Origin of the sequence: Natronococcus sp. CG52 (assembly GCF_023913515.1) — an archaeon.
Lineage (GTDB): Archaea > Halobacteriota > Halobacteria > Halobacteriales > Natrialbaceae > Natronococcus > Natronococcus zhouii.
The window spans coordinates 1,578,279-1,604,869 of the sequence record NZ_CP099391.1 but is presented as its reverse complement, the minus strand read 5'-3'; the positions used below and the strand labels follow the sequence as shown (position 1 = coordinate 1,604,869).

Sequence of the window (26,591 nt, the reverse complement as noted above, 5' to 3'; positions counted from 1 at the left end):
ATTTCTGCGCTCCGACGCCAGTCCGCGAGTTGCAACGCTCCCATAGCGTCGTCTCGAGGGAGTAGTGCTGGCGATGGCTACGGACTCACAAAACGGTGCTGACCACCCGACTTTCGTGGTCGACTGGTGGAGTTCGATCGACGGTACTGGGTTTGCGGAACGCAGCCGAAACCGGTCGTCAATCGTTTCACTCCTGTCTACGATCGGACGGCCCGTTCAAACAGTACGACGTTACACCTCCGCTTTCGTCCGCGGTTCGCCACTAGGCGGGTCCGAGATCCGAACAGAGCCAGTCCCGTCGACGTGGACCGTGTATCCCCGGTAGGTGAACGATACTGAAATCGCGTCGTTACTCGAGTCGAGGAGCGCTTCGAGGGCATCCGTATCGACCGATTCGTAGAGCGGGGGCTGCAGGTTGATCGGTGTGAGGCCTTCGCGTTCCGCGATCCGTTCTGCGATCACAAGCGGGAGTTCGTCTGCGTGCGCCATAGCTTGTCGAGCCATCGGTCTGATACATAAATTCCGGGGACCGTGATCGGACGCGCGTCTGCCAGGCGTCAGACAGCTATCAAATGCTCGAAACAAGAAGCGAAGCGTCGATCTCGACCGGTCGTTGCCCTATTCGCTCGAAGACGGGCTTGTGGACGTCTCTGTGAGCGGGTCGCTGTAAAGAACCGAATCGACCGGCTCGCTGTCGGCAACCGGGCCATCGTCGAGGACTCGCGCCCGTTCGACAGAGTCACGAACCGATTCGAATCCATCAGCGACGGTCAGGTCTCCGCTGCGGTGGTCGAATTCGATGACGTCCTGCTCTGCGAGTCGCGGCAGATGGTTGTGGATCAGTGATGCCGCAACTGTCCGTTTCTTCTCTTCAGCCACTGATTGGACGGACGTTTCTGTTTCCCATGCGGTTATCTGTTTACTAAGTTTATCGACGTTGGTATGTTGGTTTTCCAGAAGATAGTACATAGCGTACCGACAGCGGGACCGAGACAGAAGTTCAAAAACGGTGTCGAGATCGGTGTGCTTCGGTTCTGGCATATACAATCTGTTGTTACTACACCTACATAAGGCCGAGTCCAAATATATTTGGAGACAGAGGGCCGTTGCTGTATTTGAACTGTTATCTAAAATGCATGTCGCGCGAGTCACCGTCTCTATTTCGAAACGAAAACAGTGGTAATGCGGCGTTGTCACCGGGTGACGGACGAAATACAGGAACCCGCACGAAGCTGGTGCTCCGTGCGGGCGTTGAAACGTGGAAGTGGCAGGGCCACCCCACGGAGGGCGCGACCGCTGATCGGGCGCGGAATGAACGAAAGTATGAGTGGAGGCGGCGAAACGGATTTCCCAGAGGCTCGCGCACTCCAGTACTGACCGTAACGCAGGCGGGCTTATCTTCCGTGTTCGGGATGGGTACGGGAGGAACCCCGCCGCTGTGGCCGCCGTAACGCCGATTCACGGAATCGAACCGTGATCATGCCAATATCGGTGGCTTGTGACCGTGTGTATGTGTAGTCCAGTTTGCGTCCGGACCCGTTCGCGGGTACTGTTGATCCGAATGCGGTTATGATTGTGTGGCTCGATCGGTTAGTGCTCGCGGGCTCAATGCCTCGTTGCCTTGGCACGTACACCCCGAGTCTATCGAACTCGTCTTCTACGAGTGATCTCGATGGTATCTCTTTTCCAGGTGGGTTTCGAGCTTAGATGCGTTCAGCTCTTACCCCGTGGTGCGTAGCTGCCCGGCACGTGCTCTTTCGAACAGCCGGTACACTAGTGGCACCCATTCGTAGTTCCTCTCGTACTATACGAACGTTCCCGTCAGATACCGTAACACCCCCAATAGATAGCAGCCGACCTGTCTCACGACGGTCTAAACCCAGCTCACGACCTCCTTTAATAGGCGAACAACCTCACCCTTGCCCGCTTCTGCACGGGCAGGATGGAGGGAACCGACATCGAGGTAGCAAGCCACTCGGTCGATATGTGCTCTTGCGAGTGACGACTCTGTTATCCCTAAGGTAGCTTTTCTGTCAGCAATTTCCCGCATCAAGCAGGATAATTGGTTCGCTAGACCACGCTTTCGCGTCAGCGTCCGTCGTTGTGCCGGACACTGTCAGGCTTCCGTATGCTCTTGCGCTCTTTCCCGAGTCTCCGACTCGGGTGAGGAAACCTTGGGGCGCGCTCGATATCTTTTCAAGCGCGTACCGCCCCAGTCAAACTGCCCGGCTACCAGTGTCCTCCGCCAGGAGTGAGAGTCGCAGTCACCATCGGGTAGTATTTCAATGATGGCTCGGTGAGCCGCTAGCGCGGCTACCTGTGTAATGCCTCCTACCTATGCTGCACAATGGCGACCACGTCTCAGTGACAGCCTGCAGTAAAGCTCTATAGGGTCTTCGCTTCCCCTTGGGGGTCTCCAGACTCCGCACTGGAAAGTACAGTTCACCGGGCCCAACGTTGGGACAGTGGCGCTCTCGTTGATCCATTCATGCAAGCCGCTACTAAAGCGGCAAGGTACTACGCTACCTTAAGAGGGTCATAGTTACCCCCGCCGTTAACGGGTCCTTCGTCCCCTTGTAAGGGGTGTTCAGATACCCGCACTGGGCAGGATTCAGTGACCGTACGAGTCTTTGCAGATTTGCGGTCACCTATGTTGTTACTAGACAGTCGGAGCGCCCGAGTCACTGCGACCTGCCTCTTTCCGAGGCAGGCATCCCTTCTTCCGAAGGTACGGGACTAACTTGCCGAATTCCCTAACGTCGGTTGATCCCGACAGACCTTGGCTTTCGCCGCCATGAGTACCTGTGTCGGATCTCGGTACGGACAGTGTGTTCGCCTTTTCACGGGCTCTAGGTTGACCTCTCTTGCGCTATCCAGCCATTCGTTCGCTTCGTGCCATTACGGCTTCCACGAATTTCGACTGTTCGACCGGGCGAATGCCCGGCAGAGGCGGCCCCAAAGCGTTGGCTTTGAGTACACACTGGCATAGGAATATTAACCTATTTCCCTGTTGTCAGCTTCGACTTACGGGCTGACTTAGGACCGGCTAACCCTCAGCTGATCAGCATTGCTGAGGAACCCTTACTCATTCGGCCGTCGGGGTTCACACCCGACTAACGCTGCTACTATGACCAGGATTTTCGTTACTGAACGGTCCACACGATCTCTCGACCGTGCTTCCGCCCGAACAGAACGCCAACCTACGAGATCACCAGTTAAGTGGTGCTGCTAGGTCTCGGTGGTAGACTTGAGCCCCGATCATTTTGGGCGCCTCAAACCTCGGCCGGTAAGCTGTTACGCTTTTCTTAGAGGGTAGCTGCTTCTAAGCTCACCTCCCGGCTGTCTAGGGCTTGAGACCACCTTCGATCGCACTTAGTCTACACTTGGGGACCTTAACCCAGCTCTGGGTTGTCTCCCTCACGGTACACAGGCTTACCCCGTGCACCGGACTCCCTGCGTCAAACGACGTTCGTAAGTTTGGAGTTGGACAGGGGGGCGCACTCCTCTCGGAGTGCGGTCCCCCAATCCGTCGCTCTACCTCACGAACTATCTCAGCAGAGGTCATGCTTCGACATGTTTCGGTTGGAACCAGCTGTTTCTGGATTCGATGGGCCTTTCACCCCTAGACGTAAGTCACGAGAGGGTATTGTAGGACACCAACTCTAACAGACTTCCACGTGCCTTTCGGCACGCTTCATCTTGCTCACGCCTAGATCATCCAGTTTCGGGTAATGCCCGTTTGACTCCCCGCGCTTGAACACGGCGGCCCTCACACAAAGTGCTGCGGCCCTGTCGGTTTCCCTACGCCTTCCCGGATAATCCGGTTAGACTCGTCAAACAGGCATACTCCCTGGTTCGTTTTTCAAAACGTACGACGGAACACCGGCTTCCTGATCGTCCTACTATGGGTTCGCACCCAGTTCGTTTTGATCAGGACCTTGTGTGCCCCGTCGCTCTATCGCCAACTGATTTCACGCCCTATTGCACCTCCCTTCTCGGGGTGCTTTTCAGCGTTCGCTCACGCTACTTGTTCGCTATCGGTCTTGAGGAGTGTTTAGTCTTTGCAGTCGATGCCTGCAACATTCACGAGGAATATCCAATCCCCGCTACTCTGGAGCTGACTCGTCTCTTACTCTACGACAGTACGGGACTGTCACCCTGTGTCGTGCTCCGTTCCAGGAGACTTCGTGTTGTATTTCGGAGAGTGATCGTCAGTCCGAACACCACATTGCCCGTGAAGGCTTCGGTTTGGACTTCATCGCGTTCATTCGCCATTACTAACGACATCACGTTACGTTTTCTTTTCCTGTCGATACTAAGATGTTTCAATTCTCGACGTTCCCCATTGCGCGAAGCAATTGCGGTGGGGATTCCCATTCGGAGATCCCAAGTTCTTCGCCTCCGTGCGGCTCCCTTGGGCTTATCGCAGCTTGGCACGTCCTTCTTCAGCTCTCAAGCCGAGCGATCCACCAGCTGGCACAGTAGCCACGTTCGTCGGATCGGGGTTGCAACGCGGCGTTGCAACCGTAGAGTGACCCGGGAACGGGTCCAGTGGACGCCTGGACTACACGTACACACGGTCTCATTTGCACGCTTGTAGACGGCAAGCCTGCATTAACCCTTCCCAGCCACACTTGCGCGGCTGGTGCATCGGTTCGTTCGGATTGATTCGTAGCGCCCTCTCCCACTTAAGGGGAGTGGTTTGCTTCGAATCGCACCGAGACATGGACCCACAGGGATTCGAACCCTGGGCATCCTCCTTGCAAAGGAGGCACTCTACCGCTGAGCTATGGGCCCACCCCGTCCGCCTCGATCGAGGCGGACGGGAGCGTAATGTTAGCCTTGGTAGTTCAAAGGTGCCCAGTCGGCCCGTAATGGGTCGACCGAACGTGGAACCGCTGTTAGGTGGGCTGGGGCGACGCCCCAGTCCCGATCTGTGGAGGTGATCCAGCCGCAGATTCCCCTACGGCTACCTTGTTACGACTTAAGCCCCCTTGCGAAGCCCAGATTCGACCCCTATACAGGGGCCTCATCCGGACCTCACTCGGGTGCTTTGACGGGCGGTGTGTGCAAGGAGCAGGGACGTATTCACCGCGCTCTTCTGAAGCGCGATTACTACCGAATCCAGCTTCATGAGGGCGAGTTTCAGCCCTCAATCCGAACTACGATCGAGTTTCGGAGATTAGCGTCGCCTCTCGGCGTAGCGTCCCACTGTCTCGACCATTGTAGCCCGCGTGTTGCCCAGCACATTCGGGGCATACTGACCTACCGTTGCCCGTTCCTTCCTCCAGTTTGGCACTGGCAGTCCTCTTAATGTACCCAACTACCACAAGGGTATTGCTGGCAATTAAGGGTGCGGGTCTCGCTCGTTGCCTGACTTAACAGGACGCCTCACGGTACGAGCTGACGGCGGCCATGCACCTCCTCTCAGTAGCTCCAGTAAGCTCATCACACTGACCTTCATTGCATACTGTCGATGCTGGTGAGATGTCCGGCGTTGAGTCCAATTAAACCGCAGGCTCCTCCGGTTGTAGTGCTCCCCCGCCAATTCCTTTAAGTTTCATCCTTGCGGACGTACTTCCCAGGCGGTCTGCTTCACGGCTTCCCTACGACACAGCACAGGCTCGTAGCCTGTGCCACATCTAGCAGACATCGTTTACAGCTCGGACTACCCGGGTATCTAATCCGGTTCGTGACCCGAGCTTTCGTCCCTCACCGTCGGATCCGTCTTTCCAGAGCGCTTTCGCCACCGGTGGTCCGTCCAGGATTACAGGATTTCACTCCTACCCCGGACGTACCCTCTGGATCTTCCGGTCCCAAGCCACGCAGTTTCCGTCGGACGCCTCTCCGTTAGGCGGAGAGATTTCCCGATGGACTTGCGCGGCCAGCTACGGACGCTTTAGGCCCAATAAGAGCGGCCATCACTCGTGCTGCCGGTATTACCGCGGCGGCTGGCACCGGTCTTGCCCAGCACTTATTCTGTGACCACCTTACGGTCACGAAAAGCGAGGGCTCTATGCCCTCGCACTTGGAGTCCCCTTATCGCACTGGCGTGCAGTGTAAAGGTTTCGCGCCTGCTGCGCCCCGTAGGGCCCGGTATCTTGTCTCAGATACCGTCTCCGGGCTCTTGCTCTCACAACCCGTACCGATTACTGGCACGGTGGGCCGTTACCCCACCGTCTACCTAATCGGCCGCAGCCACATCCTACAGCGCCGGAGCGTTTCGAGCTCACACCACTCCAGGTGATGAGCCGTATGCGCTATTAGCCTCAGTTTCCCGAGGTTATCGCGCTCTGTAGGGTAGTTTGGCCACGTGTTACTGAGCTATCTGCTACGAGTCTAAACTCGTGCAACTAGCATGGCTAAATCGGACTCCAATAGCAATGGCCTCCGGCAGGATCAACCGGAGTGCTCTATCCCCGGCAGAGCCGGGGGGTTTGGCGGAGTATGTAATGAATACACACTCACTTGCTATGGTCCACGTTCGGATCGACCACGATCGCGGACCGATCGGGCGTCACCGAACTACCAAGGCTAACATCAGATCCCATCTGTACGGCGGACCGCAGGGGTAGGATCCTCATTTCCTTCGGACGTATTCGTAAGCGCCGAGGAGTACTTAACCCCTTCGAAGCCACGTCAGCCCGAGATGACGGAGCGAGTTGAACGCTCCGTCGATCACGTCTTACATTGCATCCGAATCCCCGTATGCACTTAAGGGCAACGGATCGCTCCCGCGCCGAAAACCGCATCCGGCGGGGTGATGCACGTGTTCCAGAGTACGCGACCTATCCTTATAAGGCCGTCGTACCGCGACGCCGAGAACGGCGTCGAAGACGAGGGTCGGATGTGTAACCTACCTCCGTGCCGGAGAACGGCCGGAGGGAACGCGGCGGCGTGCGCCACGTCGTTCGCATTAGTATCGAGTGCCCGGGTAATACATAAGGCCGTCGTCTCGGACGTTGACTGCCCCACGTTGATCATTATCGAGAGATGGAATCACACTCGCCCGTGAGCATGACCGAAAGAAGAGTGATAGCCCCGGTGGACGTTCCAACTATCCTATTCTGACAACGCAAACGGAGTGGCGACAGTAGTTGCCCCGAACCCGGCCGTTAGCGCTCCGGAGAATCCTCGAGCGACCCGGAGGCTCGTTCGCACAGATCGACGAGGAGTCGCCTTGCTCCCAGCAGACACTCGCGGAGGACCGGCGCGCCGTCGTAGAGCCACAACGTGAACGCGAACAGTCCCAGACCGAGCTGGAGCCAGAGGTACGTCGAGAGCTCTCCCGCGAGGAGATCTCCCTGGTATCCCTCGAACAGTTGCATGAAGTACGTCATGAACCCCTGCCCGCGGCTCGAGCCTTGGCTCGTTTCGACGGGCCAGAGCATCAATTCGAACTGCACGACACCCTCACGGACGTAGGCGTCGAGGACGTCCGACGGGAGGTGCAGCAGGTAGCCGACTCCGAAGGCGAGACCTGCTCGAGGTCGACTTACTCGATGTGCGAGGAGCCCGATGACGATCGAGAGCGGCGCGGCGAAGAAAATCGAGTGGCCGAGCGCGTATCCCGACGGGAAGACGCCGTACTCCCACGCGAGCGGCTTGTCGATGAGATCCGGCAGTACCGAGGCGAAAACGACTGCGAACGCCTCGAGTCCGCCGGGAGACTCCCGGTAGACGGCGTGACAGAACACCGAGTACGCGAGGTAGCCGACGATTGCGTGCTCCCAGGGCCACATACGTCGGTGATGCGGCGGGGACGGGATAGTTATGCTGGCGTTGTGGGTGTTCGGGGACCACCGAGATCCGCGGTAGATAGGTCTCGCGGGCAGGAAGAACGGTTCGACGGGCCAGAGAACGGCCGACAGTGGAGTAACGATTGCGTACCGCTGAAACCACTCGCGCGGGTTCACACGGATCACGGAGATCCCATCCCGCTCGAGACGGCGGGAGTGCGACCCTCCGAACCGACCGTCGGATCCGTCCTTCCACGCGGAGACGCGTAGAGGGAGTCAATGCGAGATGAACGGAGAACGCGCGAGCGTGTATCTGCGCCGACGCCCGAGACTAATCGTGACGACGTCGCGTTGGGGGCCGACGACGACTTCTCCGGCGGGATGAAAAAGGGTCTCGACGCCGCGACGGCGCTGGTCCACCGACCGCCGCTGGTCTTCCTGGACGAGCCGACGACCGGACTCGACCCCGCCGCGCGGAACCGGGGAGGGGAGTACTTCCGGCGGATCGACGACGAGGGGACGAGCGTCTTCCTGACGACGCGGTACCTCGACGAGGCCGATCGGCTCTGCGATCGCCTCTCGGTCGTTCAGGACGGAGCCGTCGTCGCGGAGGAGACGCCGGTAGCGCTGGAACGCCGCGACGGCGGGGACGTTCTCGAGGCCGAACTGGCCGATCCGGCGCGGCGAGAGCGAGCCCTCGCCATCGCTCGTGAGGCAGACCTGTTCGAAGGGGATGCGACGGTCGAGTCGACGGCGACAGGGATTACAATCTCACCTTTCACGCGCACACGCGCGAAACAGATTCGATTTGTCGCACTTCTGGACGCGGGAATCGACGTGCTGGCGGTGTCGACCCGCGACGAGGAGTCGACGATCATCGGCGCAACCTCGCTGCAGTTGCCCTTGCTGTTCGTCTCGAGTGCCTTCCTTCCGCTGTCGACCTGCCCGACTGGATCCAGACCCTCGTGGCGTTCACCCCGGTTACGTAGGCGTCGACGCCGTACGCGCGTGATGCTCGGCGAGGATACCATGACCGTCCTCGAAGTGACGGCTTTCGTCGGGGTGGAGGACACGCTGGTTCCGGCGCTTGCGGTACTGCTCGACCTGGCGACCATCTTCGGGACTGGCGCTATTTACGCGGTCGGTCGTGTCGCGAGCGCGGACGTCCGGTGAGGGACACAACCGGTACGATTTAGCGGTCCTGCACGTACGTCGACGTATGGATCGATCCGGGTTCGTCAAACTCGCCGTCGTCGCGTTCGGACTCGTTATCCTGAGCTTCTTCGTTCGGGGGTTCAGCCAGCTCGCGTTCGGTCGAAGCGTCGCGGAGCTGTTTCAGGCGCCGTTTGCCGTCGTCGGGTTCGCGCTCCTGATCTATCTCTTCGTCAGAGCGACGCTCGACGCGACGGGAATCTGGCGGATCGAGGATCCGGAGTCGTGATGAAAACGGTTTTTCGATCGCCACGCGAAGGCGAGGGTATGACAGTCGATGTGCGGGAGATCGCCGACCTCGGGCCGGACGACCGCGTCGCCTTCTTCGAGCGCGACGCCGGGATCGAGGCGGTCAGGGGAGACGTTCGGGAGATCGTCGACCGGGTCCGCGAGGAGGGTGACGTCGCCGTCCGCGAGTTTACCGACGAGTTCGACGACGTCCAGGTCGGGAATCTCGAGATCACCGACGACTGCGAACGGGCCGCCGAGAAACTGGACGACGACCTGCTGGAAGCGATCGAGACGGCCGCCGAAAACGTCAGGGAATTCCACGAGGCTCAGCTTCCAGCGGACTGGCGCGAGGAATTCGACGACGGGCGAGAACTCGGTCGCCGCTTCCGGCCGCTCGAGCGCGTCGGCGTCTACGTCCCCGGCGGCTCGGCGGCGTACCCCTCGAGTGCGATCATGGGCGTCGTCCCGGCGGTCGTCGCGGGCGTCGACCACGTGACGGTCGTCACGCCGCCGGCGGAGGAACTCAACCCGGTGACGCTGGCGGCAATTCACGTCGCCGGCGCGGACGCGGTCTTCAGCGTCGGCGGCGCACAGGCCATTGCGGGGCTGGCGTACGGGACGGAGACGATCACCCGCGTCCAAAAGATCGTCGGTCCCGGAAACCGGTGGGTCACCGCGGCCAAAGCCGAAGTTCGCGGCGACGTCGAGATCGACTTCCTCGCGGGCCCGAGCGAGATCGTCGTGGTCGCCGACGAAACCGCAGCACCCGAACTCGTCGCGGCCGAACTCGTCGCTCAGGCCGAGCACGATCCGAACGCGTCGGTCGTGGCCGTCACGGACGACCGGGAGACCGCCGACGCCATCGTCGCCGCCGTCGACGAACAGGCGAGCGAGCGCGAGCGCGAGGACGTGATCCGCGAAACCCTCTCGAACGACGCCAGCGGCGTCCTGCTCGCCCGCTCGATGAGCGAGGCGATCCTCTTTACCGAGTCCTACGCCCCCGAACACCTCTCGATCCTCGCCGACGATGACGAATCGATCCTCGAGCGGATCGACAGCGCCGGCAGCGTCTTTCTCGGCCCGGACACGCCGGTCGCGGCGGGCGACTACGCCAGTGGGACCAACCACGTGCTCCCGACGAACGGCGGTGCGCGCGTGACCGGCGGGCTTTCGGTCGAAACGTTCCTTCGGTCGACGACCGTCCAGCGGCTCTCGACCGAGGGACTCGAGGAGCTCGGCGGGACGATTACGAGCCTCGCCGAGGCGGAGGGACTCGAGGCGCACGCCGAGAGCGTCCGGCTACGACTCGGAGCCGATCCCGTCGACGACTCGTAGCCCGATCCTACGCGAACGTAGAGGTCACGACACACGTCACTAATCTGCGATTGGTTTTACGTACCTGCATAACAGAGTACCAGGAGAGATGGAACCGTGTGAGGTCGACCCGACCGATGCACGCGTCCTCGAACGTAACTACGATTACGCACAAAAAAACGTTCGACTCCTCTCGATGTGGTACGAGTGCGAGATCGAACGAATGATCGAGTTGCTAGCCGAAAACAACGTCGAACTCTCGGCAAACGACGAACGGCTGTTCGGGACGTACTATCGGTCTGTCCAGCAGCGATCGCGAGTGTAGGGCGAGTCCGAGCGACAACAGCGGGAATCGACGTCGGTGGCGAGACTCGAGAGGCCGTGTGGAACGGCGGGAATCGTTCCGCCGGCAGGTCGTCGTACCCGGACTGATACGGCCAGCGCTGGCGCTGTCGGTAACCTGTTCTCGCGGCGTCAAGGTTAACACTGTCGCGCCGGAAGGATACCATATGAGCACGGATAGCGTGGACAGTGGGACCGCGGACGCACGTCCCGAGATCGAGGTGACGGAAATAGCGGCCGAACAGGCGCTCTCGCTGCTCGAGAGCGAGGATCTCGACGCTGGCGAGGCGGGACTTCGACTCTTCGTCCAGCAGGGTGGCTGCGCCGGTCTCTCCTACGGGATGCGGTTCGACGACGCCCCGGACGAGGACGACACGATCTACGAACACCACGAGCTGCGCGTGTTCGTCGATCCGGCGAGCCTGAAGTATATCGAAGGAAGTATCCTGGACTACGAAGAGGGCCTGCAGGCCGAGGGATTCCACGTCGAGAACCCGAACGTCGTCAGCGAGTGCGGCTGTGGTGAGTCGTTCCGAACGTAGTCCGGTTCCGAACTCGTCGCCGCGAGCAGTCCGTTCCCAGGCCCGTCTTCTCGAGAAACGCTCGTCCCGATCGTCTCGTAGCCGGCGGCGAGGGACGCTCGAGAGAACGTTAGTCCTCGAGTTCGAAGGCGACGGTGACCTCCGCCTGGTACTCGCGGTCGTCGGCGCTTGCGACTTCGACACCGAGTTCGTCGACTTCGACCCAATGGACGTTCTGGAGCGTGTCTTCGGCCCGGTCGATCGCGTCGTCGGCGGCGGCGTCGAAGCTTTCCGTACTCGTTCCGATCAGTGTGATCTTCTTGAATACCATTGCTGGCTACGGTACGCCGCGACGGGTATTCAAAGTACGGCTAGTGATAGCAAGACGCGACCGGGTCGCGGCCGATGACGGTCCGGAACGCACGATCGCTCGAGTCCGGTAGTGGTATCGTTCGCCGGTCGGTGAACGTTTTTGAGGGTGCCCGTCCCACTACGCGGCATGGCAGGTGCTGACGATTCGATCGACGTATCCGAGATCGACGAACTGACGCCACCGAATCGAACCCTGATGGGACCGGGGCCGAGCGACGTCCACCCCCGCGTGCTCCGGGCGATGAGCACGCCACTCGTGGGCCATCTCGACCCGTCGTTCGTCGAGATCATGGACGAAGTCCAGGAGCTACTGCGATACACGTTCCGGACGGACAACCGGTGGACGATCCCCGTCTCGGGGACCGGATCGGCCGCGATGGAGGCCGCGATCGGGAACGTGGTCGAGCCGGGCGATACGATGTTGGTGCCGACGAACGGCTACTTCGGCGGCCGAATGGCGTCGATGGCCCGCCGTGCCGGCGGCGAGGTCGTCGAGGTCGACGCGCCGTGGGGCGAACCGCTCGATCCCGCCCAGGTTTCCGACGCCCTGGCCGAGTACGATCCCGACGTCTTTGGGTTCGTCCACGCCGAGACCAGTACGGGCGTCCTGCAACCGAACGTGCCGGAACTCACCGCCGCGGCTCACGACCACGACGCCCTCGTGATCGCCGACACCGTCACCTCGATCGGCGGCGTCGAACTCCGCGTCGACGAGTGGAATATCGACGTCGCCTACGCGGGCCCCCAGAAGTGTCTCTCCTGTCCGCCGGGTGCCAGTCCGCTCACCCTCTCGGAGGAGGCCATGGACAAGGTCCTCACGCGCGAGGAAGAGCCCCGTTCGTGGTACCTCGATCTCTCCCTGCTCGAGGGCTACTGGGGCGACGAGCGATCCTACCACCACACCGCGCCGATCACGAACGTCTACGCGATCCGGGAGGCCCTGCGACTCGTCGCCGAGGAGGGAATCGAAAAGCGGTGGGCGCGCCACGAACGATTGGCCGGCGCGCTGAAAGCCGGCATGGAGGGAATGGGCCTCGAGATGAACGCGCCCGACGAGTACTGGCTACCGAGCCTGAACGCCGTCCGCGTTCCCGAGGGCGTCGACGACGGCGAGGTCTGCGGCGAGTTGCTCGAGCGCTACGATCTCGAGATTGCCAGCGGACTCGGCGACCTGGACGGCGAGATCTTCCGGATCGGCTGCATGGGTCACTCGGCCCAGCCCCAGAACGCGATCTACGTGGTGACGGCGCTGGGTGACGTCCTCGAGTCGATGGGAGCGGACGTCGATCCCGGTGCGGGCGTGACGGCGACGCGCGGGGCACTGGAGTAACGGTCCGGTCGCTCTACGCGACTGTTTTTCCAAAAACGGTGATCCGGGAGACGGCTCAGGCGGAGACGTGCGGTCCGGGCGGCGCGCGTTCGACCTGATAGTCGTCGCCGTCGACGACGATGATTGCCCACTCGTAGCTCGGATTCATCCGCTCGAGTTTTGCTTCGAGGGTATCCGCATCCTCGGGTTGGGCGACGAAGCAGTGGAACTGGCCGGTGGCTGGCGGAAGTTCGTCGAGTTCGAGGACTGTACTGACGTGAACGACCTTCCACTTGCGTTCAGCACGGAACTCGGGGCCGTTGCCTTCGACGGTGTAACCCATGTCGGCGAAAATCGATCTGGCCTGCTCGACGAGTCGCATGTTAACAGGACCCATTCAATATCCACTTACGATAGCATACCCCATAAACGTTGGTCCTGCACACTCGTTCGCTCGAAGGAGGGGTGATGAAACGAAATATTCGGTTTTTGGACGACAGATGCAAACGACGGTCCGCGATCGGTGGACAGTAAGTAGGGATTATCGTCGAAGCCGGCGGGACAGAGCCCGCCGGTCAATTCCGTCCCGTCCCGCAATCGTACCTCCGCGCCTACTCGTGTGCAGCGTCCCACTCGGTCGGTTTCCGGAAGTTCCCACACTGATTGCACTGGATCCGACCCATCGAATCCATCGCGTTGTCGAAGCTCTCGCAGTTGGTACAGTACCAGCCGTATCGTCGCTCCGCATCGCCCGTCTCGTACGCGACGAGAAACGGGCCCTTGGAGCCTCTGTCGCCGTCCGTTGTCGAGACGTAGACGGTATCACCGTCATCGGTCGACCTCGTTTCCATGTCGCTTCGTACCAGCGCTCGCAGTAAATGGCTGTCTCTCCGAGAGCGACTGTCACGAACCCTCACGTGCGATACGTTCACGTCCCGGACTGTCCTAACTGAAAGGTTTACCCGGCCGGGTATCGTTCGATTGTCTGATGACGCTGCTCGTGGTTCCCGTTCGGTATCCCCTGTCGAAACACTCGCGCCGGACGCTCGAGCGGGCAATCGAGGTCGCGCGCGAACGGGACGCGGCTCTGACCGTCCTTCACGTCGACCTCTACCAAAATGGGAACAAAGTGACGCGAATCGACCTCAAAAACGCCGTCGAATCGACGTTCGGGCGACTCGAGAACGCGCGCTACGTCGTTCGAACGGGCTTTCTCGTCGAGGAGAGCATTCTCGACGAGGTCGCCGCCGAGGAAGCCGACGCCGTGGTCATCGGAAGCCAGCAGGCGAGCCGGCTGCGTCGGCTCTTCCGCCGGTTCACCGACAATCCGGACATCGACCGCTACCTGCGCACTCACCTCGACTGTGAGGTCATCACCGTCGAGAGCGCGCGCGCGACGTAATCTCCGTTCTCACTCCACTCCGTTCTCCTCCGCGTTCACTACTGATCGCCGCGATCGGTGGGACCCTCGACCGGATCGACCGACGAGTCAACGCTCGACCGATCCGGACGGGGCTCGTCGAACGCCATCTGTGCGATGCCGCTGTGTTCGTTGAAGACGTGGTGACGGTGCGGATAGGCGAACTCGACGTCGGCGTCCGCGAACCGCTCCCAGATAGCCGTCTGCACGGCCGAGCGGGCAACGGCCTGCTTGTACGGATGCTGGACCCAGAAGAACAGTTCCAGCATGACGCCGTTATCGCCGTACTCCTGAATGATACAGGCCGGTGCGGCCCCGTACCGAGCGCTTCCGATCCGAATATCGGGGCCGCCCGTGATGACGACGTCGACGGACCGGGCCGCGCGCTCGGCCAGGCTTCGAGCCGACTCGAGGTCGCTCTCGTAGGTAACTTCGAACTCCAGGGAGATTCGCGTGCGTTCGTCCTCGGCGGAGTAGTTGATCACGTCTCGCTGCTGGATCTCGGAGTTCGGGATGACGATGAACGTGTTGTGGAGGGTGAAGATCTTGGTGTATCGGATCGTGATGTCCTCGACGAATCCCTTGTGACCCTCGTCCGTGACCTCGATCATGTCGCCGATCTCGTACGGTCGGTCGGCGAGGACGAACAGTCCGTTGATGAAACTCCCGACCAGCGGCGCGAGGACGACCGCGATCACGGCGGAGATGACGGTCACCGAGAGGAGAATCTGCGTGTCACCGACGCCGAGGATTCGGGCGACGACCACGAGCGTCAGCACCAGTACGGACGCTCTGACGCCGCGCAGGGCCGTCCGCGTGACGCTCGGTCGTTCGATTCGACGCGCGATCGTCCGACCGGTGATGCGAACGACGAGTTTCGAGAGGTACCAGCCGATTACGAGGACGAGCGCGGCGAGAACGAGTTGGACCGCGAACTCGGAATCGAGGCTCGGAAGAATATCGATAGTGCCCTCGATCTCCGTTTCCTCCGTCACCTGCAGCATGGCAACACACTCATGGCCGTCGTGGTTAAGGGTTCTGACCGTCTCGCTCCCCGAGCGATAACCCTGTTTCGAAACAGGATGCTACTCGAGTCAGAATAAATCATTTACCCGTTGGAATACTGCGAACAGGTATGGCACCAGACGAACTTCGCTCGACGGTCGAGCACGTCGGGGACCGGTTCAACCTCGGCGAGTACGAGATCGACGCCTATCTGACCGTCCTCGAGCAGGGACAACTGACCGCGAGCGAGATCGCGGACCGGACCGATATTCCGCAGCCGCGAGTCTACGACACCGTCCGCAGTCTCAGCGATCGCGGTCTGGTCGAACTCCGCGAATCCCGGCCGATGAAGGTGGTCGCGATCGATCCCGCCGACGCCTTCGACGAGGTCCAGCACTCGCTCGAGGAGATGATCGACGAACTCGAGGCTCGGTACACGGCGCCGGCCCGGGAGACGGAGGCCGTCTCGCTCGTCAAGTCCCGATCGACGATTCTGCGCTACCTCGAGGAGATTATCAACGACGCCGAGTACGAACTCTCCCTCTCGCTGACGCCGGACCTGCTCACCCGATTCGAGGACGAACTCGCGGCCGCACTCGACAGCGGCGTGAGCATCGACCTGATCGTTACGCCGGCGGGCGAGGCGCCGGAACCCGACGACTTCGATTACACGTCGGTCGCGACGACGACGCGTGCGCGACGCGGAATCACGACCCCGGTAGTCGCCGTCGCCGACGGGAACTACTCCGTCTACGCGACCCAGGACGCGCTCCGGGACGACAAAGATCGGTACGGCGTCATTTTCAACCGATCGGCGCTCGGCTTTCTGGTCTCCGGGTTCTTCGGGACCGTCCTCTGGACGACCGCCGAGCGAACGCTCGGCGAAGACAGCGATCCCCGAAACTATCCCCGAAAGTACGCGTCGATCCGCCGCTGCGTGAAGGATATCATCGAAGAGGGCGGCGAGTTCTACGCGACGATCGTCGGACGAGACGTCGCCGTCGGTGGACAACGGGTCGTTCGCGGGCGCATCATCGACGTCTCCTTCGAGGTGAGCGAGGAGGTTGCCGCGATCACCCTCGAGACGGAAGAGGAAACGGAGGTTACCGTCGGCGGTCGGGTTGCCGCACTCGAGGACGTCGAGGCCCACGAGATTCACATCGGTCGTCACAGGTCGCCGGTCCTCGAAGATCGATGAGTGAAGCGTGATGCTACTGGATCGCGTCCAACCCACATCGTAGTCGCCAACGGTCGATTCGGGGAACGCGTCCCGCGGAAGTTCGCACCCGAGACTCGTGTCGCGGGCCGTCTGTGGGTCGGTACGCGTCGATTGGTCTCTGAGATAGCCAGTGACGACGAAATCCTGGCCCGGTCCGGGCGGCACGCTAGCGCTCGTCTATAGACCACTCGCCAGCCCCGGATCAGCGTACTCCTACCTAACAGCGGATATTACAATCGTTTGGGTAGATAAGCAAGTATTCCCGGATTATATGGATCGTTTGTCAACACATTCCCGTTATTATGATATTTAAAGGCTAAGAATTAAGCCCCTGAAAGTATTCTGCAAGGAAAGATGGATCGAGATAGGACAGCACAGAAGACTGGTGTCGGTGTATCTCGGAGGTCGTTCGTCGCTGCGGCCTCGGTGGCTGGCGCTGGATCGATCGGTCTGGCAGGGTGTCTCGGTAGGGGGGCGGAAGAAGGATCGGTCGTCGCCTACGGCGACACCGACTTTCAGGGGCTTATGGCCCCTGACGGAGAGTTACACCAGGCACTTTGGGACGCCGGCCTCGACGAGGACATCACCGTCGAGGTTCGCACCGGACCGGACGAAACCGAGCAGCGTAGATCCGCCGCACAATCCGCGCTGCAAGCAGGGCGCTCCCAGCCGGACCTGTTCATGATGGACAGCGGGTGGACGATCCCGTTCATCCTGCGCGAACAGACGGTCAACCTCGAGGATCGACTCTCGAGTGACACCGTCAGTATGATCGACAACGACTACCTCGACGCGGCGGTCGAGACCGCACGTCACCCGGATACCGGAGATTTACACGCGCTACCGCTGTTTCCCGACTTCGGGACGATGCAGTACCGGCAGGACCTCGCCGAGGAAGCGGGGTACGATACCGGCGACTGGGCCACCGAACCGCTCTCCTGGCAGGAGTTTTCCGAAATCACGGCCGACGTCCGAGATCAGTCCGGCGTTGACTTCGGTTTCACCACGCAGGGGGCCGCGTACGAGGGACTCTCGTGCTGTAGTTTCAACGAGGTGATGAGTACCTTCGGCGGCGCGTACTTCGGCGGAATTGACAACCTGTTCGAGGCCGGAGACCGCCCGGTCACGGTCGACGAGGAACCCGTCCTCGAGGCCATCCGAATGATGCGCACGTTCATCCGTGGCGACGAGGACGAGTACGCCCTCGACGGCTACGAGCAGATCGCCCCGACGGCGATCGTCCAGTACACCGAGGAGGAGGCTCGCGGCCCCTTCGCGAACGGGAACACCGTGATGCACCGAAACTGGCCGTACTCGATCGCGATCGCTCACGAGGAAGGGATGGGCGACGATATCGGGATGATGCCGATGCCGTACGGCGTCGACGAGGGAGAATCCGAGTACGACGGACTCGGGGGCACCGCATCCGCCCTCGGCGGCTGGCACTTCACCCTGAACCCGGATGCCGAGAACGAAGAGGAAGCGATCCAGGTGATGGACGCGTTCGCGACCGAGGAGGTCATGCTCACGATCTTCGAAATCCAGGGCTGGATACCGCCGATCGTCGAACTGCTCGAAGAAGTCGATCCCGAGGAGAGCGGCCCGGTCGCACATTACGCCGAAACAATCCAGATCGCCGGCGAAAACGCCGTTCCTCGGCCGGTGACCGACGTCTGGCCGGAGCAGTCGGCGCACATCTACCAGGAAGTGAACAGAGCCTATCGGGGCGTGAAGTCCCCCGAAGAGGCGATGAACGACCTGCAGGAACGGCTCGAACTGAGCGAAGCAGACGTGAGGGAGCAAGATGGCAACTGATACCGACACCGGAATCGGCGGGGAAACGCCCGATCAGGAGCGGACGGGCAACGCCGTCGTCAACTGGATGGAGAGCCTCAGCGAGGCGGCCTACGCGTACCTCCTGTTGATCCCGTCGTTCCTGTTGCTCGGGTTCATCGCGTTCTACCCGCTCCTCAGGACGTTCGTCATGTCGCTTCGGGAAGACCGGACACGCGGCGGCGAGACGCTCGGCGGCTTTGTCGGACTCGAGAACTACGTCGACGTACTCACGGGCGACGTCAGGCTGGCCCAGCAGTTTATGGACGTGACGCTATCGACGTCGTTCCCGTTCGTCGAATTCGGCGTCCCGTTCCTGCAGCAGGCGCTGTTCGTCACGCTCGGGTTCGCCATCATCAGCGTCTTCTTCGAGACGGTCTTCGGCTTCGGCCAGGCGCTCATCCTCGATCAGGAGTTCCGCGGCCGGCGCTGGGTGCGAGTCGCGATCATCCTGCCCTGGGCCGTCCCGATCGTCATCCAGGGGATGATCTTCTTCCTAATGTTCCAGCCGGAGGTCGGCTTCGGGACGGACCTGATGCAGTGGCTCGGTCTCTTCGGTCCCAACCCGCTCGCTGACAGTCAGGACGCGTTCATCATCGTCCTCGTCGCCGACATCTGGAAGTCGACGGCGTTCATGGCGCTGTTGATCCTCGCCGGGCTCCAGAGCGTCGACCGGAGCCTGTACGACGTGGCTCGAGTGTCCGGCGCCTCGCCCTGGCAGCGGTTCAAGATGATCACGCTGCCGCTTATCATGCCGGCGCTGCTCGTTGCGATGCTGTTCCGTACGATGGACGCGATGCGCGTGTACGGACTGATCGAGTCGAGCGTCGGCTGTACGACCGTCCCGTCGCTGACGTGTATGGTCGTCGAGGCGATGTTCGGCGGCACCCGCATCTTCGGAACGGCCGCAGCCGTGGCGTTCCTGACGGCGCTGGTCATCGGCCTGTTCATCATGGTGTACATCGTCCTCTTCCGCGACAGGGAGGCTGGTCTCTACTGATGAAATCCAACGATAACGACACGACTCCGCACGGAGGCACCGACGCCGAAGCTACCGGCGAAGACGCCAGCTCCGAGGGATACAGCGGGGATTCGAATCGCCGTCTTCCGGACGGCGGTCGACCGCACACCAAGGTCGCCGACGGAGGCGCAACGCTCGGGGGTACCGAAGAGGCCGAACTCGAGCGCGGACCGTTCTCGCGATGGGTCGAGAGCTCCATTCAGAACCCCCAGCGCGTCTACAAAGCGATGTTCTACGTCGCGGCGATATTCTTCCTGTTCACGACGCTGTTCCCGTTCTACTGGCTGCTGATGGTCGCGTTGACCCCCGAAGGACAGCTGCAGGATATCGTGTTCACGCCGAACGGGTTCAACCCCGGCGCCTTCATCGAGGTGTTCGAGGTGCTGCCGTTCCACTGGTACATGTTCAACAGCTTCGTCATCGCGACGGCCTCCACGATCCTCGTGCTGGTCGTCGCCAGCCTCGCGGGCTACGCGTTCGGCCGGCTCGAGTTCCCCGGGAAGACGCCGCTGATGCTGCTCGTGCTGGTCGTGTCGTTCTTCCCGCCGGCGGCGTTTTTCATCCCGCTAAACGACCTGTTCAACACGCCGGTCGCGATGCTCGAACCCATCATGAGCGACGGGACCCTCTACAACACGCCGGGTGCGATGGTGATCCCGATCTCGGCGATCTTCATGCCGCTCTCGATCTTCATCCTCACGACGTTCTACGCGCAGATTCCCGACGGCCTCGAGGACGCCGCCCGGGTCGAGGGAACGACCCGCCTGGGCGCGCTGTTTCGGGTCATCATTCCGCTGTCGGCACCCGGCGTCGCGACTGCCGGCGTGTTGACGTTCATCGCGGTCTACAACGAGTTCTTCTTCTCGTTTCTGATGACCGACGGCCAACCGGAGAACTGGGCGCCACTGCTCGAAGGTATCCTCGGCTACCAGGGACAGTACGAGATCCTGTTCCACCTGATGGCTGCCTCGAGCATCATCGGTGTCCTTCCGGTCGCGATCCTCGTGATCGTGGCCCAGGAAAAGATCGTCAGCGGACTCACCGCAGGCGCGCTCAAGGAGTAATCCGATACGAACCACCAATCCGATCCAAACCGATCCACCCAATCTACAACAATGGCACGAGTACAACTCGAACACGTCACGAAGCGCTACGAAGACGTCGTCGCGGTCGACGACATGAACCTCGAGATCGAGGACGGGGAGTTCGTCTGTCTCGTCGGCCCCTCGGGGTGTGGGAAGTCGACGACGATGGAGACCATCGCGGGGCTGACCCAGCCCTCGGAGGGGCACGTTTACATCGGAGACGACGACGTCACGAACCTCGCTCCCAAGGACCGCGGCGTCGCGATGGTCTTCCAGAACATCGCGTTGTTCCCGCACATGGACGTCTTCGACAACATCTCGTTCGGTCTCCGACTGCGCAAGTACGACGACGAGGAGATCGAGCGACGCGTCGAACAGGCGTCCGACATCGTTCAGCTCGAGGGAATGTTAGACCGGATGCCCGACGAGATGTCCGGCGGTCAGCGCCAGCGCGTCGCGATCGCCCGCGCGATCGTCCGCAACCCGGACGTCTTCCTGATGGACGAGCCGCTGGCGAACCTGGACGCGAAGCTGCGCGTCCACATGCGGACCGAACTCCAGCGGCTCCACCGCGAACTGGGGACGACGATCATCTACGTCACCCACGACCAGGCCGAGGCGATGACCATGTCCGATCGGATCGCCGTCCTCGACGGCGGCGAACTCCAGCAGATCGATCCGCCACTCGTCTGCTACAACGAGCCCGCCAACCTGTTCGTCGCAGGCTTTATCGGGTCGCCGTCGATGAACTTCGCCCAGGGAGAGGTCGTCGACGGCGGACTCGAGACGAAGAACTTCGACATCGAGTTCGACCACGCAGCGGTTCCCGGTGCGGGCACCGGCGACACCCTCACGCTCGGGGTCCGGCCGGAGGACATTCATCTCGCGAGGAAGGCCGACGCGATTACGCATCCGACGAGTCCCATCGAGGTGACGACGGACGTCCTCGAGCCGATGGGCGACGAGATCTTCGTCTATCTCATGCTCGACGAGGGGGCAGAGCGGACGATGGAGGAAGATCCGATGGAGTCTCCGGATCAGCTCTTGATGAGCGTTAGCCCCGACACCGACATCCGTGAGGGAGAAACGGTCGACGTAGTGCTCGACCGGTCGAACATCCACCTCTTCGATACGGCGGACGGAAACGCGCTCGTTCACGGGATCGTGGATCTCCCGGGATCCGAACCCGGAACGACCCCGACCGAAGCCGAAGACTAGCCCGATCTCGGTCCGTCTTTTGTGCTCGAAATAGCCGTCGACTAGCCAGTGAAACGGCCGTTCTGCGGCCGGGATCGCGGTGAACAAACGACGGAGCAAAGGAAGTCCAATACGAAACCGAGAATGAACCCGTCGCGCTCGAATCGACGTACCGAATTACGACCACTCCTCGGAACACGACGCCAATGACAACACCACGAACTGACATCAAAACCGGTATTGTTGGGCTCGGGAACATCGGCCGGTATCACGCCGAGCGCCTTCGCGACCTCGACGTCTCGCTCGTCGGTGGGATGGACGTCGCCGCCGAAGCACGCACGCGCTTTGCCCGCCGGTACGACGTCGACGTCTACGACGACCACCAGGAACTGTACGACACGGTCGACGCCGTCGTCATCACCACCCCGAACAAGTACCACGAAGAGTACGCCGTCGACGCCTTCGACCGCAATCTGAACGTTCTCCTCGAGAAACCGCTGGCACACTCCCTCGAGAGCGCCGAGCGGATCGCCAGTGCTGCAGCCGAGAGTGACGGGTACTGTATGGTGGGGTTCAACAACCGGTTCGCGAATACGGTCCAGATCGTCAAAAACCGGATCGATCAGGGTGATCTCGGAGACGTTTCGCACGTCGAGGCGAACTACGTCCGCCGCCGCGGAATTCCGGGTCGCGGTTCGTGGTTCACGCGACGCAAGATCGCCGGCGGGGGCGCCCTCATCGATCTCGGCGTTCACGCCATCGACCTCGCGCTCTACTTGCTCGACTACCCCTCCGTGTCGGAGGTAAACGGCGTCACACGCGGCGAGTTCGGCTCCCGAGAGGAGTACGCGTATCTCGATATGTGGGGGGACGACGCGGGGCCGGCCGGCTTCGACGTCGACGATTCGGCGAGCGCGTTCATTCGGACGACCGACGACCGAACGATCTCGCTCGAGGTCGCCTGGGCGACGAACCGGCCGGAGAACAACGAGTTCGTCGTTCGCGGGACCGAGTCGGCCGCGCTGTTCGACCTCCTCGATGGAAACCTCTCCGTTCACTCCGCGAGCAACGTCGGCCCCGACCACCTCGAAGATACGTCGATCGAAACCCACCAGAACGACACCCACAGCGCGGAGCAGCGGGCGTTCTTCGACGCGGTCGCGACCGGCAAGAGCAGTGACGCCAGCGTCGAACAGGCGCTCGCCGTCCAGCGGGTGATCGACGCGATCTATCGCTCGAGCGACGAGGGTCGAACGATCGAAATTACCGAGTAAAACAGTCGCAGCGTCGTTTTCGGTCGATCCCGATTACTCCTCGACGTGGTCGGGAACGACCTCCCCGGTCGACGGATCCGCGACGTCGACGCGTCCGTCGCCGTAGACGGTGATATCGTACCCCGCGTACTCGAGCGAAACGCGCGCGTTGGCCGTGTCGGAACCGGTTGCGGTTCGAAACAGGGTGTCGAGCGCTTCGGGATTTACAACGGTGTAAAGCGGTTCGTACGCGGGTGGTTCGACCTCCGTTACGTCGACGCCCTCGTGACGAGCGACTCCCTCGATGATCGACTGCGTCGGTTTCTCCTCTCCTCCGGGCGCCGACGTATCGTGTGGAGAGGTCATACGAGTAGCTAACAGGTTGCCACCGATAAGGATAGTGGTCATTGTGGTACCGTGACAAACGGCCGGTACGGGCCGAATACGTGCTGAAGAGGCCGGTTACCGAGGTCGAACGCGGGGGTGTGTGAAACCTCCCGCGTGCCGACGAACCGCGTCACACGACGGATCGACGGCTGGTTGCGGCGCCACCCTCACTCGCTACCCGGTTTTCCGAGCCCGTCGAATCGCCGGCCGAGGTACTGTCGCCCCGTCGCGACGAACCCTTCGACGGTGTAGCTGGCGCCGATGTGGACGCTAACCAGCGCGAGCAGGGTTCCCGCGACGACGTCCGAGAACCAGTGGATGCCGAGGTACATCGTCGAGATCGCGACGCTGATCGCGAGAAAACCGGAGAGCGGAACCCACAGCGGATACCGATCGCGGGTCAGCCAGGCGGCGAAGAACACCGTCATCGACAGCGACGTGTGCAGCGACGGGAACACGTTCGTGTTCTGGTTGACCTGGTTGGTGAGGCTTCGCGCCTGGGGGAAGGCGTTATAGAGCAGCCCCTCGAACTGCATCGGATCGAAGTTTCGCGGCCCGTAGGCGATAAAGAGGACGTAACAGAGCAGTCCGATCCCGTAGTTGGCCGCAAAGGCGAGGATCAGCGTGGAGAGTTCGTCCATCTCGTCGAGCGCGAAGTAGGCGATGATCGGGAACAGGAGCAAGAACGCGTAGCCGTAGATGTAGACGAAGACGAAAAACGAGGTGAGCACCTCGGTCTGGGCGGACTGGAGGATCGCGACGGGTGTCTCGCCGAAGAGCTGTTGTTCCAGCGCGAAGAGGTCGTTCGTGATGTTGTGTCCGACCACGCGCCACTCGAGCCGCCGGACCACGTCTCGCGTCGACAGCCGGAGAGCTAACACGACTCCGAGCGCGGCGATCGAGAGCAGACACGCCTCGAGCCGCCACCGATAGCCGCGGAGTGCAGCCGCGATCCGCTGCGGTCCGACGAGCACGAGCGTCGCCGTGACGAGCATCGCCGTCACGACGATCGTGAGCTCGAGGACGACGTCGAGCAGCGTCATATATGGTACATACTGCTCGGAAGGCATTAATACGGTCCGGTTGACTCACCGCCGCGTCGCGGTTACGAAGACGCGAATCGACGTCCGTCCCGCTCCGGAGAGCGCGCTATCGCCGGCTACTCGAGCAAGACGCCGTCCTCGTAGCCGTATCCTTCCTCCTCGAAGAGAGTTCGGGCCCGACTCGAGTCGACTTCGCCGTCCGAACCGGGGAAGTTCGTGATCATCGTGTCCTCGTCGTCCGCCAGTTCGGTGTCTCTGATCCCGAACAGCGAGCCCTGCGTTCGCGCCGGCTCCGCAAAGCCGGAAAACAGTTCGTCGACGGCGTGTTCGCGATCGATCAGCCGGGAGAGGATTCGGCGAACGTTGGGATTGCCGAGTTCCTGGTGGTGGCCGTTGTAGCCGACCATGTAGAACTCGTCGGTCGGTTCGGTGAGCGCGGAGAGATCCGGGTTCTCGAGGACCGCGTTGATTTCGTCCGCCGGGAGCGGACTGCCCGTGAGATCGACCTCTCCCTCGGCGAGGAGGTCGACGAGCGTGCCGGCGTTCGGCGCGATCTGGAACCGGATCCCCTCGAACTGTGGGAAATCATCGAGGATCGAAGGCCGATCGGTCGACTCGTCACGGAAGACGTGATCGTCGAAGGGCTCGAGTTCGATCTCGGCATCGTCGGTGATGTCACCGACTGCGAACAGGCCCGAGCCGATCGGTTCCTCGTTGTCGTCGACGAGCGCCTCTGTCTGGCGCTCTCCGACGATGGCCGAGCGAGGCTCCCAGATGTGTTCTGGCAACAGCGGGATTCGGAGCGCCCGGTTCGCGATAGACCGGTTGACGGTTCCGAAGGTGAACTCGACCGTTCGATCGTCGATCGCGGCAACGTTCTCGACGAGACTCTGCTGGCCCCGGTACTGTGGTGCGGGGATACCGCTTTCGGCCTCGCCCAGCGACGTATCCTCGAGGAACTGGTACGTGAAGGCGACGTCGTCGGCGTCGAGTGACGATCCGTCGTGCCAGGTCACGTTATCGTGCAACGTGACCGTCGCACCGAGTCGACTACCCGACTCCCACTCGATGTCGTCGGCGAGCCACAGGATATCTTCGTCGTCGATTCGGTAGACCAGCGGCGAGTACACCAGTTCCAACAGCCCGAAGATCCTGTTGCGATCGACGACGATCGGATTCAGCCGGTCGGTGAGTTGCTCGCCGAAGACGCCGACCTCGAGCGGTCCGTCCCGGGAGCCTCCGTCGGGTTCCCGGGACATGATCTCGACGTAGTCGAGCGGCTCTTGCGGCGGTGCGGGGACGGAGAGTTCGTTCCGTGCGGCGCCGATTCGGTGGGGGAACGCGACGGCGGTGTACGGAACCGTCTCCGTCAGGTGATCGAATAGTTCGGAGAGCGACTGCTCGCGCTCTTCTCCCTCGGTCGTAAGCTGTGACTCGAGCAGTTCGTCGACGGTTACGTCGGAGAAGTGAAACGGGTTCTGCCAGCCGCGTTCACTGACGTACTGCGAGTGGAGCAGCCCGCGAAGGCAGTCGTACTCGTCGAATTCGGCACACCTGTCGATGAAGACGTCGTACTCGCCGTCGAGGAGGACCTCCCGGTAGAGTTCCGCCTTGGCCGTCGGCTCGAACGTCGCGTCGATTCCGGCCTTCTGAAAGTTCTCTCGCAGTTTACTCGCGATCTTCGCGCCGACGACGTCGTCGTCGGCGGGCACTGCCTTGATGGTGAGAGAAACCTGCTCCGGGCCGGGGTTTTCGGCCCGTGACCAGAGGTTCTCCGCACACCCGGCGAGCGCACCGGCGATCCCGGTAGTCGCCCCGGCGAGTACCCTCCGACGCGTCGTCGACGCACCGACGTCGTCCATATACGAGCAGCTATGCCATCACCGTGTATAGGACTTACTCTGGAAGCGACAACTCGAAAAACGGCGTTTCGGCCCCCCATCTCCCTCGAGATCCCAGCTGACACCGGCGATCTCAGCTCGATGCGACCACTCGCGAACGACGTCTCCGATCGAGGTGTCTGTCTATCATCGTTACAGCAGAGTCATTTTTCTTTACTTTCACGTAAAGAAGACACTCTTTACTCGA

At 61.5% G+C, this 26,591-nt stretch carries 23 protein-coding genes, 1 tRNA gene and 3 rRNA genes; 13 read left to right on the top strand and 14 right to left on the bottom strand.

The genetic code is table 11. The annotated features are described in order from the left end of the window. Positions 1-231: 231 nt before the first annotated feature. From NED97_RS08155 to NED97_RS08125, 7 genes are all read right to left on the bottom strand, one after another. Positions 232-489, bottom strand: a complete 258-nt coding sequence (locus NED97_RS08155) for a HalOD1 output domain-containing protein (RefSeq protein ID WP_252490207.1) — start codon at positions 487-489, stop codon at positions 232-234. A 129-nt stretch (positions 490-618) separates the two neighbouring features. Next, the gene (locus NED97_RS08150) at positions 619-1,041 is read right to left on the bottom strand and encodes a DUF7344 domain-containing protein (RefSeq protein ID WP_252490206.1); all 423 of its coding nucleotides are present in this window, start codon (positions 1,039-1,041) and stop codon (positions 619-621) included. Between the two features lie 287 nt (positions 1,042-1,328). Further along, positions 1,329-1,450 (bottom strand): 5S ribosomal RNA (rrf, locus tag NED97_RS08145). A 122-nt stretch (positions 1,451-1,572) separates the two neighbouring features. Continuing rightward, positions 1,573-4,494: ribosomal RNA gene (locus NED97_RS08140) — 23S ribosomal RNA — on the bottom strand. A gap of 231 nt (positions 4,495-4,725) precedes the next feature. Then, positions 4,726-4,797, bottom strand: a tRNA-Ala gene (locus NED97_RS08135). A 140-nt stretch (positions 4,798-4,937) separates the two neighbouring features. Then, positions 4,938-6,410 (bottom strand): 16S ribosomal RNA (locus NED97_RS08130). The 16S, 23S and 5S rRNA genes sit together here with 1 tRNA gene alongside, the layout of an rRNA operon. A 705-nt stretch (positions 6,411-7,115) precedes the next feature. Continuing rightward, positions 7,116-7,742, bottom strand: coding sequence for a metal-dependent hydrolase (locus NED97_RS08125; RefSeq protein ID WP_252490205.1), 627 nt, complete (start codon positions 7,740-7,742; stop codon positions 7,116-7,118). Between the two features lie 348 nt (positions 7,743-8,090). Between NED97_RS08125 and NED97_RS23335 the strand changes: the two genes are divergently transcribed. The 5 genes from NED97_RS23335 to NED97_RS08100 all read left to right on the top strand — a co-directional run bounded on the left by NED97_RS23335 (position 8,091) and on the right by NED97_RS08100 (position 11,380). Further along, entirely contained in the window at positions 8,091-8,912 is an 822-nt protein-coding gene (locus NED97_RS23335) for a DrrA family ABC transporter ATP-binding protein (protein ID WP_382206330.1), read from the top strand. 46 nt (positions 8,913-8,958) lie between these two features. Then, complete coding sequence (locus NED97_RS08115; protein WP_252490204.1) at positions 8,959-9,180, top strand: hypothetical protein; 222 nt, start codon at positions 8,959-8,961, stop codon at positions 9,178-9,180. A 38-nt stretch (positions 9,181-9,218) separates the two neighbouring features. After that, entirely contained in the window at positions 9,219-10,517 is a 1,299-nt protein-coding gene (gene hisD / locus NED97_RS08110) for a histidinol dehydrogenase (protein WP_252490203.1), read from the top strand. Between the two features lie 88 nt (positions 10,518-10,605). After that, the gene (locus NED97_RS08105) at positions 10,606-10,821 is read left to right on the top strand and encodes a hypothetical protein (protein ID WP_148859642.1); all 216 of its coding nucleotides are present in this window, start codon (positions 10,606-10,608) and stop codon (positions 10,819-10,821) included. Positions 10,822-11,005: 184 nt separating this feature from the next. After that, positions 11,006-11,380: a HesB/IscA family protein gene (locus NED97_RS08100; protein WP_252490202.1), complete on the top strand. Its 375-nt coding sequence runs from the start codon at positions 11,006-11,008 to the stop codon at positions 11,378-11,380. Positions 11,381-11,489: 109 nt separating this feature from the next. Here the strand turns inward: NED97_RS08100 and NED97_RS08095 are convergent, their stop codons facing one another. Continuing rightward, the gene (locus tag NED97_RS08095) at positions 11,490-11,690 is read right to left on the bottom strand and encodes a dodecin (protein WP_252490201.1); all 201 of its coding nucleotides are present in this window, start codon (positions 11,688-11,690) and stop codon (positions 11,490-11,492) included. 168 nt (positions 11,691-11,858) lie between these two features. Here NED97_RS08095 and NED97_RS08090 point away from each other — a divergent pair, with 168 nt between their 5' ends. After that, a complete protein-coding gene (locus NED97_RS08090) occupies positions 11,859-13,061 on the top strand; it encodes a pyridoxal-phosphate-dependent aminotransferase family protein (protein ID WP_252490200.1) in 1,203 nt (400 codons plus the stop codon). Positions 13,062-13,116: 55 nt separating this feature from the next. Here the strand turns inward: NED97_RS08090 and NED97_RS08085 are convergent, their stop codons facing one another. Together NED97_RS08085 and NED97_RS08080 are read right to left on the bottom strand one after the other, a co-directional pair. Continuing rightward, positions 13,117-13,422 carry a DUF7116 family protein gene (locus NED97_RS08085; RefSeq protein WP_252490595.1) on the bottom strand — a complete coding sequence of 102 codons (306 nt, stop codon included), beginning with the start codon at positions 13,420-13,422 and terminating at the stop codon, positions 13,117-13,119. A 229-nt stretch (positions 13,423-13,651) separates the two neighbouring features. Next, on the bottom strand, positions 13,652-13,891 hold the full coding sequence (locus NED97_RS08080) for a DUF5816 domain-containing protein (RefSeq protein WP_252490199.1): 240 nt from the start codon (positions 13,889-13,891) through the stop codon (positions 13,652-13,654). A 137-nt stretch (positions 13,892-14,028) separates the two neighbouring features. On the opposite strand from NED97_RS08080, the gene NED97_RS08075 reads away from it, so the two are divergent. After that, entirely contained in the window at positions 14,029-14,442 is a 414-nt protein-coding gene (locus NED97_RS08075) for a universal stress protein (protein ID WP_252490198.1), read from the top strand. 38 nt (positions 14,443-14,480) lie between these two features. On the opposite strand, the gene NED97_RS08070 is transcribed toward NED97_RS08075, so the two are convergent. Then, the gene (locus NED97_RS08070; protein WP_252490197.1) at positions 14,481-15,464 is read right to left on the bottom strand and encodes a mechanosensitive ion channel family protein; all 984 of its coding nucleotides are present in this window, start codon (positions 15,462-15,464) and stop codon (positions 14,481-14,483) included. Positions 15,465-15,595: 131 nt separating this feature from the next. Here NED97_RS08070 and trmB point away from each other — a divergent pair, with 131 nt between their 5' ends. From trmB to NED97_RS08040, 6 genes are all read left to right on the top strand, one after another. After that, a complete protein-coding gene (gene trmB, locus NED97_RS08065; protein ID WP_252490196.1) occupies positions 15,596-16,663 on the top strand; it encodes an HTH-type sugar sensing transcriptional regulator TrmB in 1,068 nt (355 codons plus the stop codon). Between the two features lie 375 nt (positions 16,664-17,038). Then, the gene (locus NED97_RS08060; protein ID WP_252490195.1) at positions 17,039-18,499 is read left to right on the top strand and encodes an extracellular solute-binding protein; all 1,461 of its coding nucleotides are present in this window, start codon (positions 17,039-17,041) and stop codon (positions 18,497-18,499) included. Continuing rightward, entirely contained in the window at positions 18,489-19,517 is a 1,029-nt protein-coding gene (locus NED97_RS08055) for a carbohydrate ABC transporter permease (RefSeq protein WP_252490194.1), read from the top strand. The genes NED97_RS08060 and NED97_RS08055 overlap by 11 nt, the downstream gene beginning before the upstream one ends. After that, entirely contained in the window at positions 19,517-20,602 is a 1,086-nt protein-coding gene (locus tag NED97_RS08050; RefSeq protein ID WP_252490193.1) for a carbohydrate ABC transporter permease, read from the top strand. The genes NED97_RS08055 and NED97_RS08050 overlap by 1 nt, the downstream gene beginning before the upstream one ends. A gap of 51 nt (positions 20,603-20,653) precedes the next feature. Beyond that, complete coding sequence (locus NED97_RS08045) at positions 20,654-21,841, top strand: ABC transporter ATP-binding protein (protein ID WP_252490192.1); 1,188 nt, start codon at positions 20,654-20,656, stop codon at positions 21,839-21,841. A 185-nt stretch (positions 21,842-22,026) separates the two neighbouring features. Next, positions 22,027-23,094 (top strand): Gfo/Idh/MocA family protein, encoded by a 1,068-nt coding sequence (locus NED97_RS08040; protein ID WP_252490191.1) that lies wholly within the window; start codon positions 22,027-22,029, stop codon positions 23,092-23,094. A gap of 33 nt (positions 23,095-23,127) precedes the next feature. Here NED97_RS08040 and NED97_RS08035 read toward each other — a convergent pair whose 3' ends face one another. From NED97_RS08035 to NED97_RS08025, 3 genes are all read right to left on the bottom strand, one after another. After that, on the bottom strand, positions 23,128-23,439 hold the full coding sequence (locus tag NED97_RS08035) for a HalOD1 output domain-containing protein (protein ID WP_252490190.1): 312 nt from the start codon (positions 23,437-23,439) through the stop codon (positions 23,128-23,130). A 188-nt stretch (positions 23,440-23,627) separates the two neighbouring features. Continuing rightward, entirely contained in the window at positions 23,628-24,503 is an 876-nt protein-coding gene (locus NED97_RS08030; RefSeq protein WP_252490189.1) for a phosphatase PAP2 family protein, read from the bottom strand. 116 nt (positions 24,504-24,619) lie between these two features. Then, complete coding sequence (locus NED97_RS08025) at positions 24,620-26,365, bottom strand: ABC transporter substrate-binding protein (protein WP_252490188.1); 1,746 nt, start codon at positions 26,363-26,365, stop codon at positions 24,620-24,622. Between the last annotated feature and the right edge of the window lie 226 nt (positions 26,366-26,591).

What these genes read in the sequence shown, in the direction of transcription:
- NED97_RS08055 (WP_252490194.1), top strand. Translation starts at nt 18,489, where the DNA reads ATGGCAACTGATACCGACACCGGAATCGGCGGGGAAACGCCCGATCAG.
- NED97_RS08075 (WP_252490198.1), top strand. Translation starts at nt 14,029, where the DNA reads ATGACGCTGCTCGTGGTTCCCGTTCGGTATCCCCTGTCGAAACACTCG.
- NED97_RS08155 (WP_252490207.1), bottom strand. Translation starts at nt 489, where the DNA reads ATGGCGCACGCAGACGAACTCCCGCTTGTGATCGCAGAACGGATCGCG.
- NED97_RS08150 (WP_252490206.1), bottom strand. Translation starts at nt 1,041, where the DNA reads ATGCCAGAACCGAAGCACACCGATCTCGACACCGTTTTTGAACTTCTG.
- NED97_RS08030 (WP_252490189.1), bottom strand. Translation starts at nt 24,503, where the DNA reads ATGACGCTGCTCGACGTCGTCCTCGAGCTCACGATCGTCGTGACGGCG.
- NED97_RS08090 (WP_252490200.1), top strand. Translation starts at nt 11,859, where the DNA reads ATGGCAGGTGCTGACGATTCGATCGACGTATCCGAGATCGACGAACTG.
- NED97_RS08085 (WP_252490595.1), bottom strand. Translation starts at nt 13,422, where the DNA reads ATGCGACTCGTCGAGCAGGCCAGATCGATTTTCGCCGACATGGGTTAC.
- NED97_RS08050 (WP_252490193.1), top strand. Translation starts at nt 19,517, where the DNA reads ATGAAATCCAACGATAACGACACGACTCCGCACGGAGGCACCGACGCC.
- NED97_RS08045 (WP_252490192.1), top strand. Translation starts at nt 20,654, where the DNA reads ATGGCACGAGTACAACTCGAACACGTCACGAAGCGCTACGAAGACGTC.
- NED97_RS08080 (WP_252490199.1), bottom strand. Translation starts at nt 13,891, where the DNA reads ATGGAAACGAGGTCGACCGATGACGGTGATACCGTCTACGTCTCGACA.
- NED97_RS08100 (WP_252490202.1), top strand. Translation starts at nt 11,006, where the DNA reads ATGAGCACGGATAGCGTGGACAGTGGGACCGCGGACGCACGTCCCGAG.
- NED97_RS08125 (WP_252490205.1), bottom strand. Translation starts at nt 7,742, where the DNA reads ATGTGGCCCTGGGAGCACGCAATCGTCGGCTACCTCGCGTACTCGGTG.
- NED97_RS08040 (WP_252490191.1), top strand. Translation starts at nt 22,027, where the DNA reads ATGACAACACCACGAACTGACATCAAAACCGGTATTGTTGGGCTCGGG.
- hisD (WP_252490203.1), top strand. Translation starts at nt 9,219, where the DNA reads ATGACAGTCGATGTGCGGGAGATCGCCGACCTCGGGCCGGACGACCGC.
- NED97_RS08025 (WP_252490188.1), bottom strand. Translation starts at nt 26,365, where the DNA reads ATGGACGACGTCGGTGCGTCGACGACGCGTCGGAGGGTACTCGCCGGG.
- NED97_RS08095 (WP_252490201.1), bottom strand. Translation starts at nt 11,690, where the DNA reads ATGGTATTCAAGAAGATCACACTGATCGGAACGAGTACGGAAAGCTTC.
- NED97_RS08105 (WP_148859642.1), top strand. Translation starts at nt 10,606, where the DNA reads ATGGAACCGTGTGAGGTCGACCCGACCGATGCACGCGTCCTCGAACGT.
- NED97_RS08115 (WP_252490204.1), top strand. Translation starts at nt 8,959, where the DNA reads ATGGATCGATCCGGGTTCGTCAAACTCGCCGTCGTCGCGTTCGGACTC.
- NED97_RS08070 (WP_252490197.1), bottom strand. Translation starts at nt 15,464, where the DNA reads ATGCTGCAGGTGACGGAGGAAACGGAGATCGAGGGCACTATCGATATT.
- trmB (WP_252490196.1), top strand. Translation starts at nt 15,596, where the DNA reads ATGGCACCAGACGAACTTCGCTCGACGGTCGAGCACGTCGGGGACCGG.
- NED97_RS08060 (WP_252490195.1), top strand. Translation starts at nt 17,039, where the DNA reads ATGGATCGAGATAGGACAGCACAGAAGACTGGTGTCGGTGTATCTCGG.
- NED97_RS08035 (WP_252490190.1), bottom strand. Translation starts at nt 23,439, where the DNA reads ATGACCTCTCCACACGATACGTCGGCGCCCGGAGGAGAGGAGAAACCG.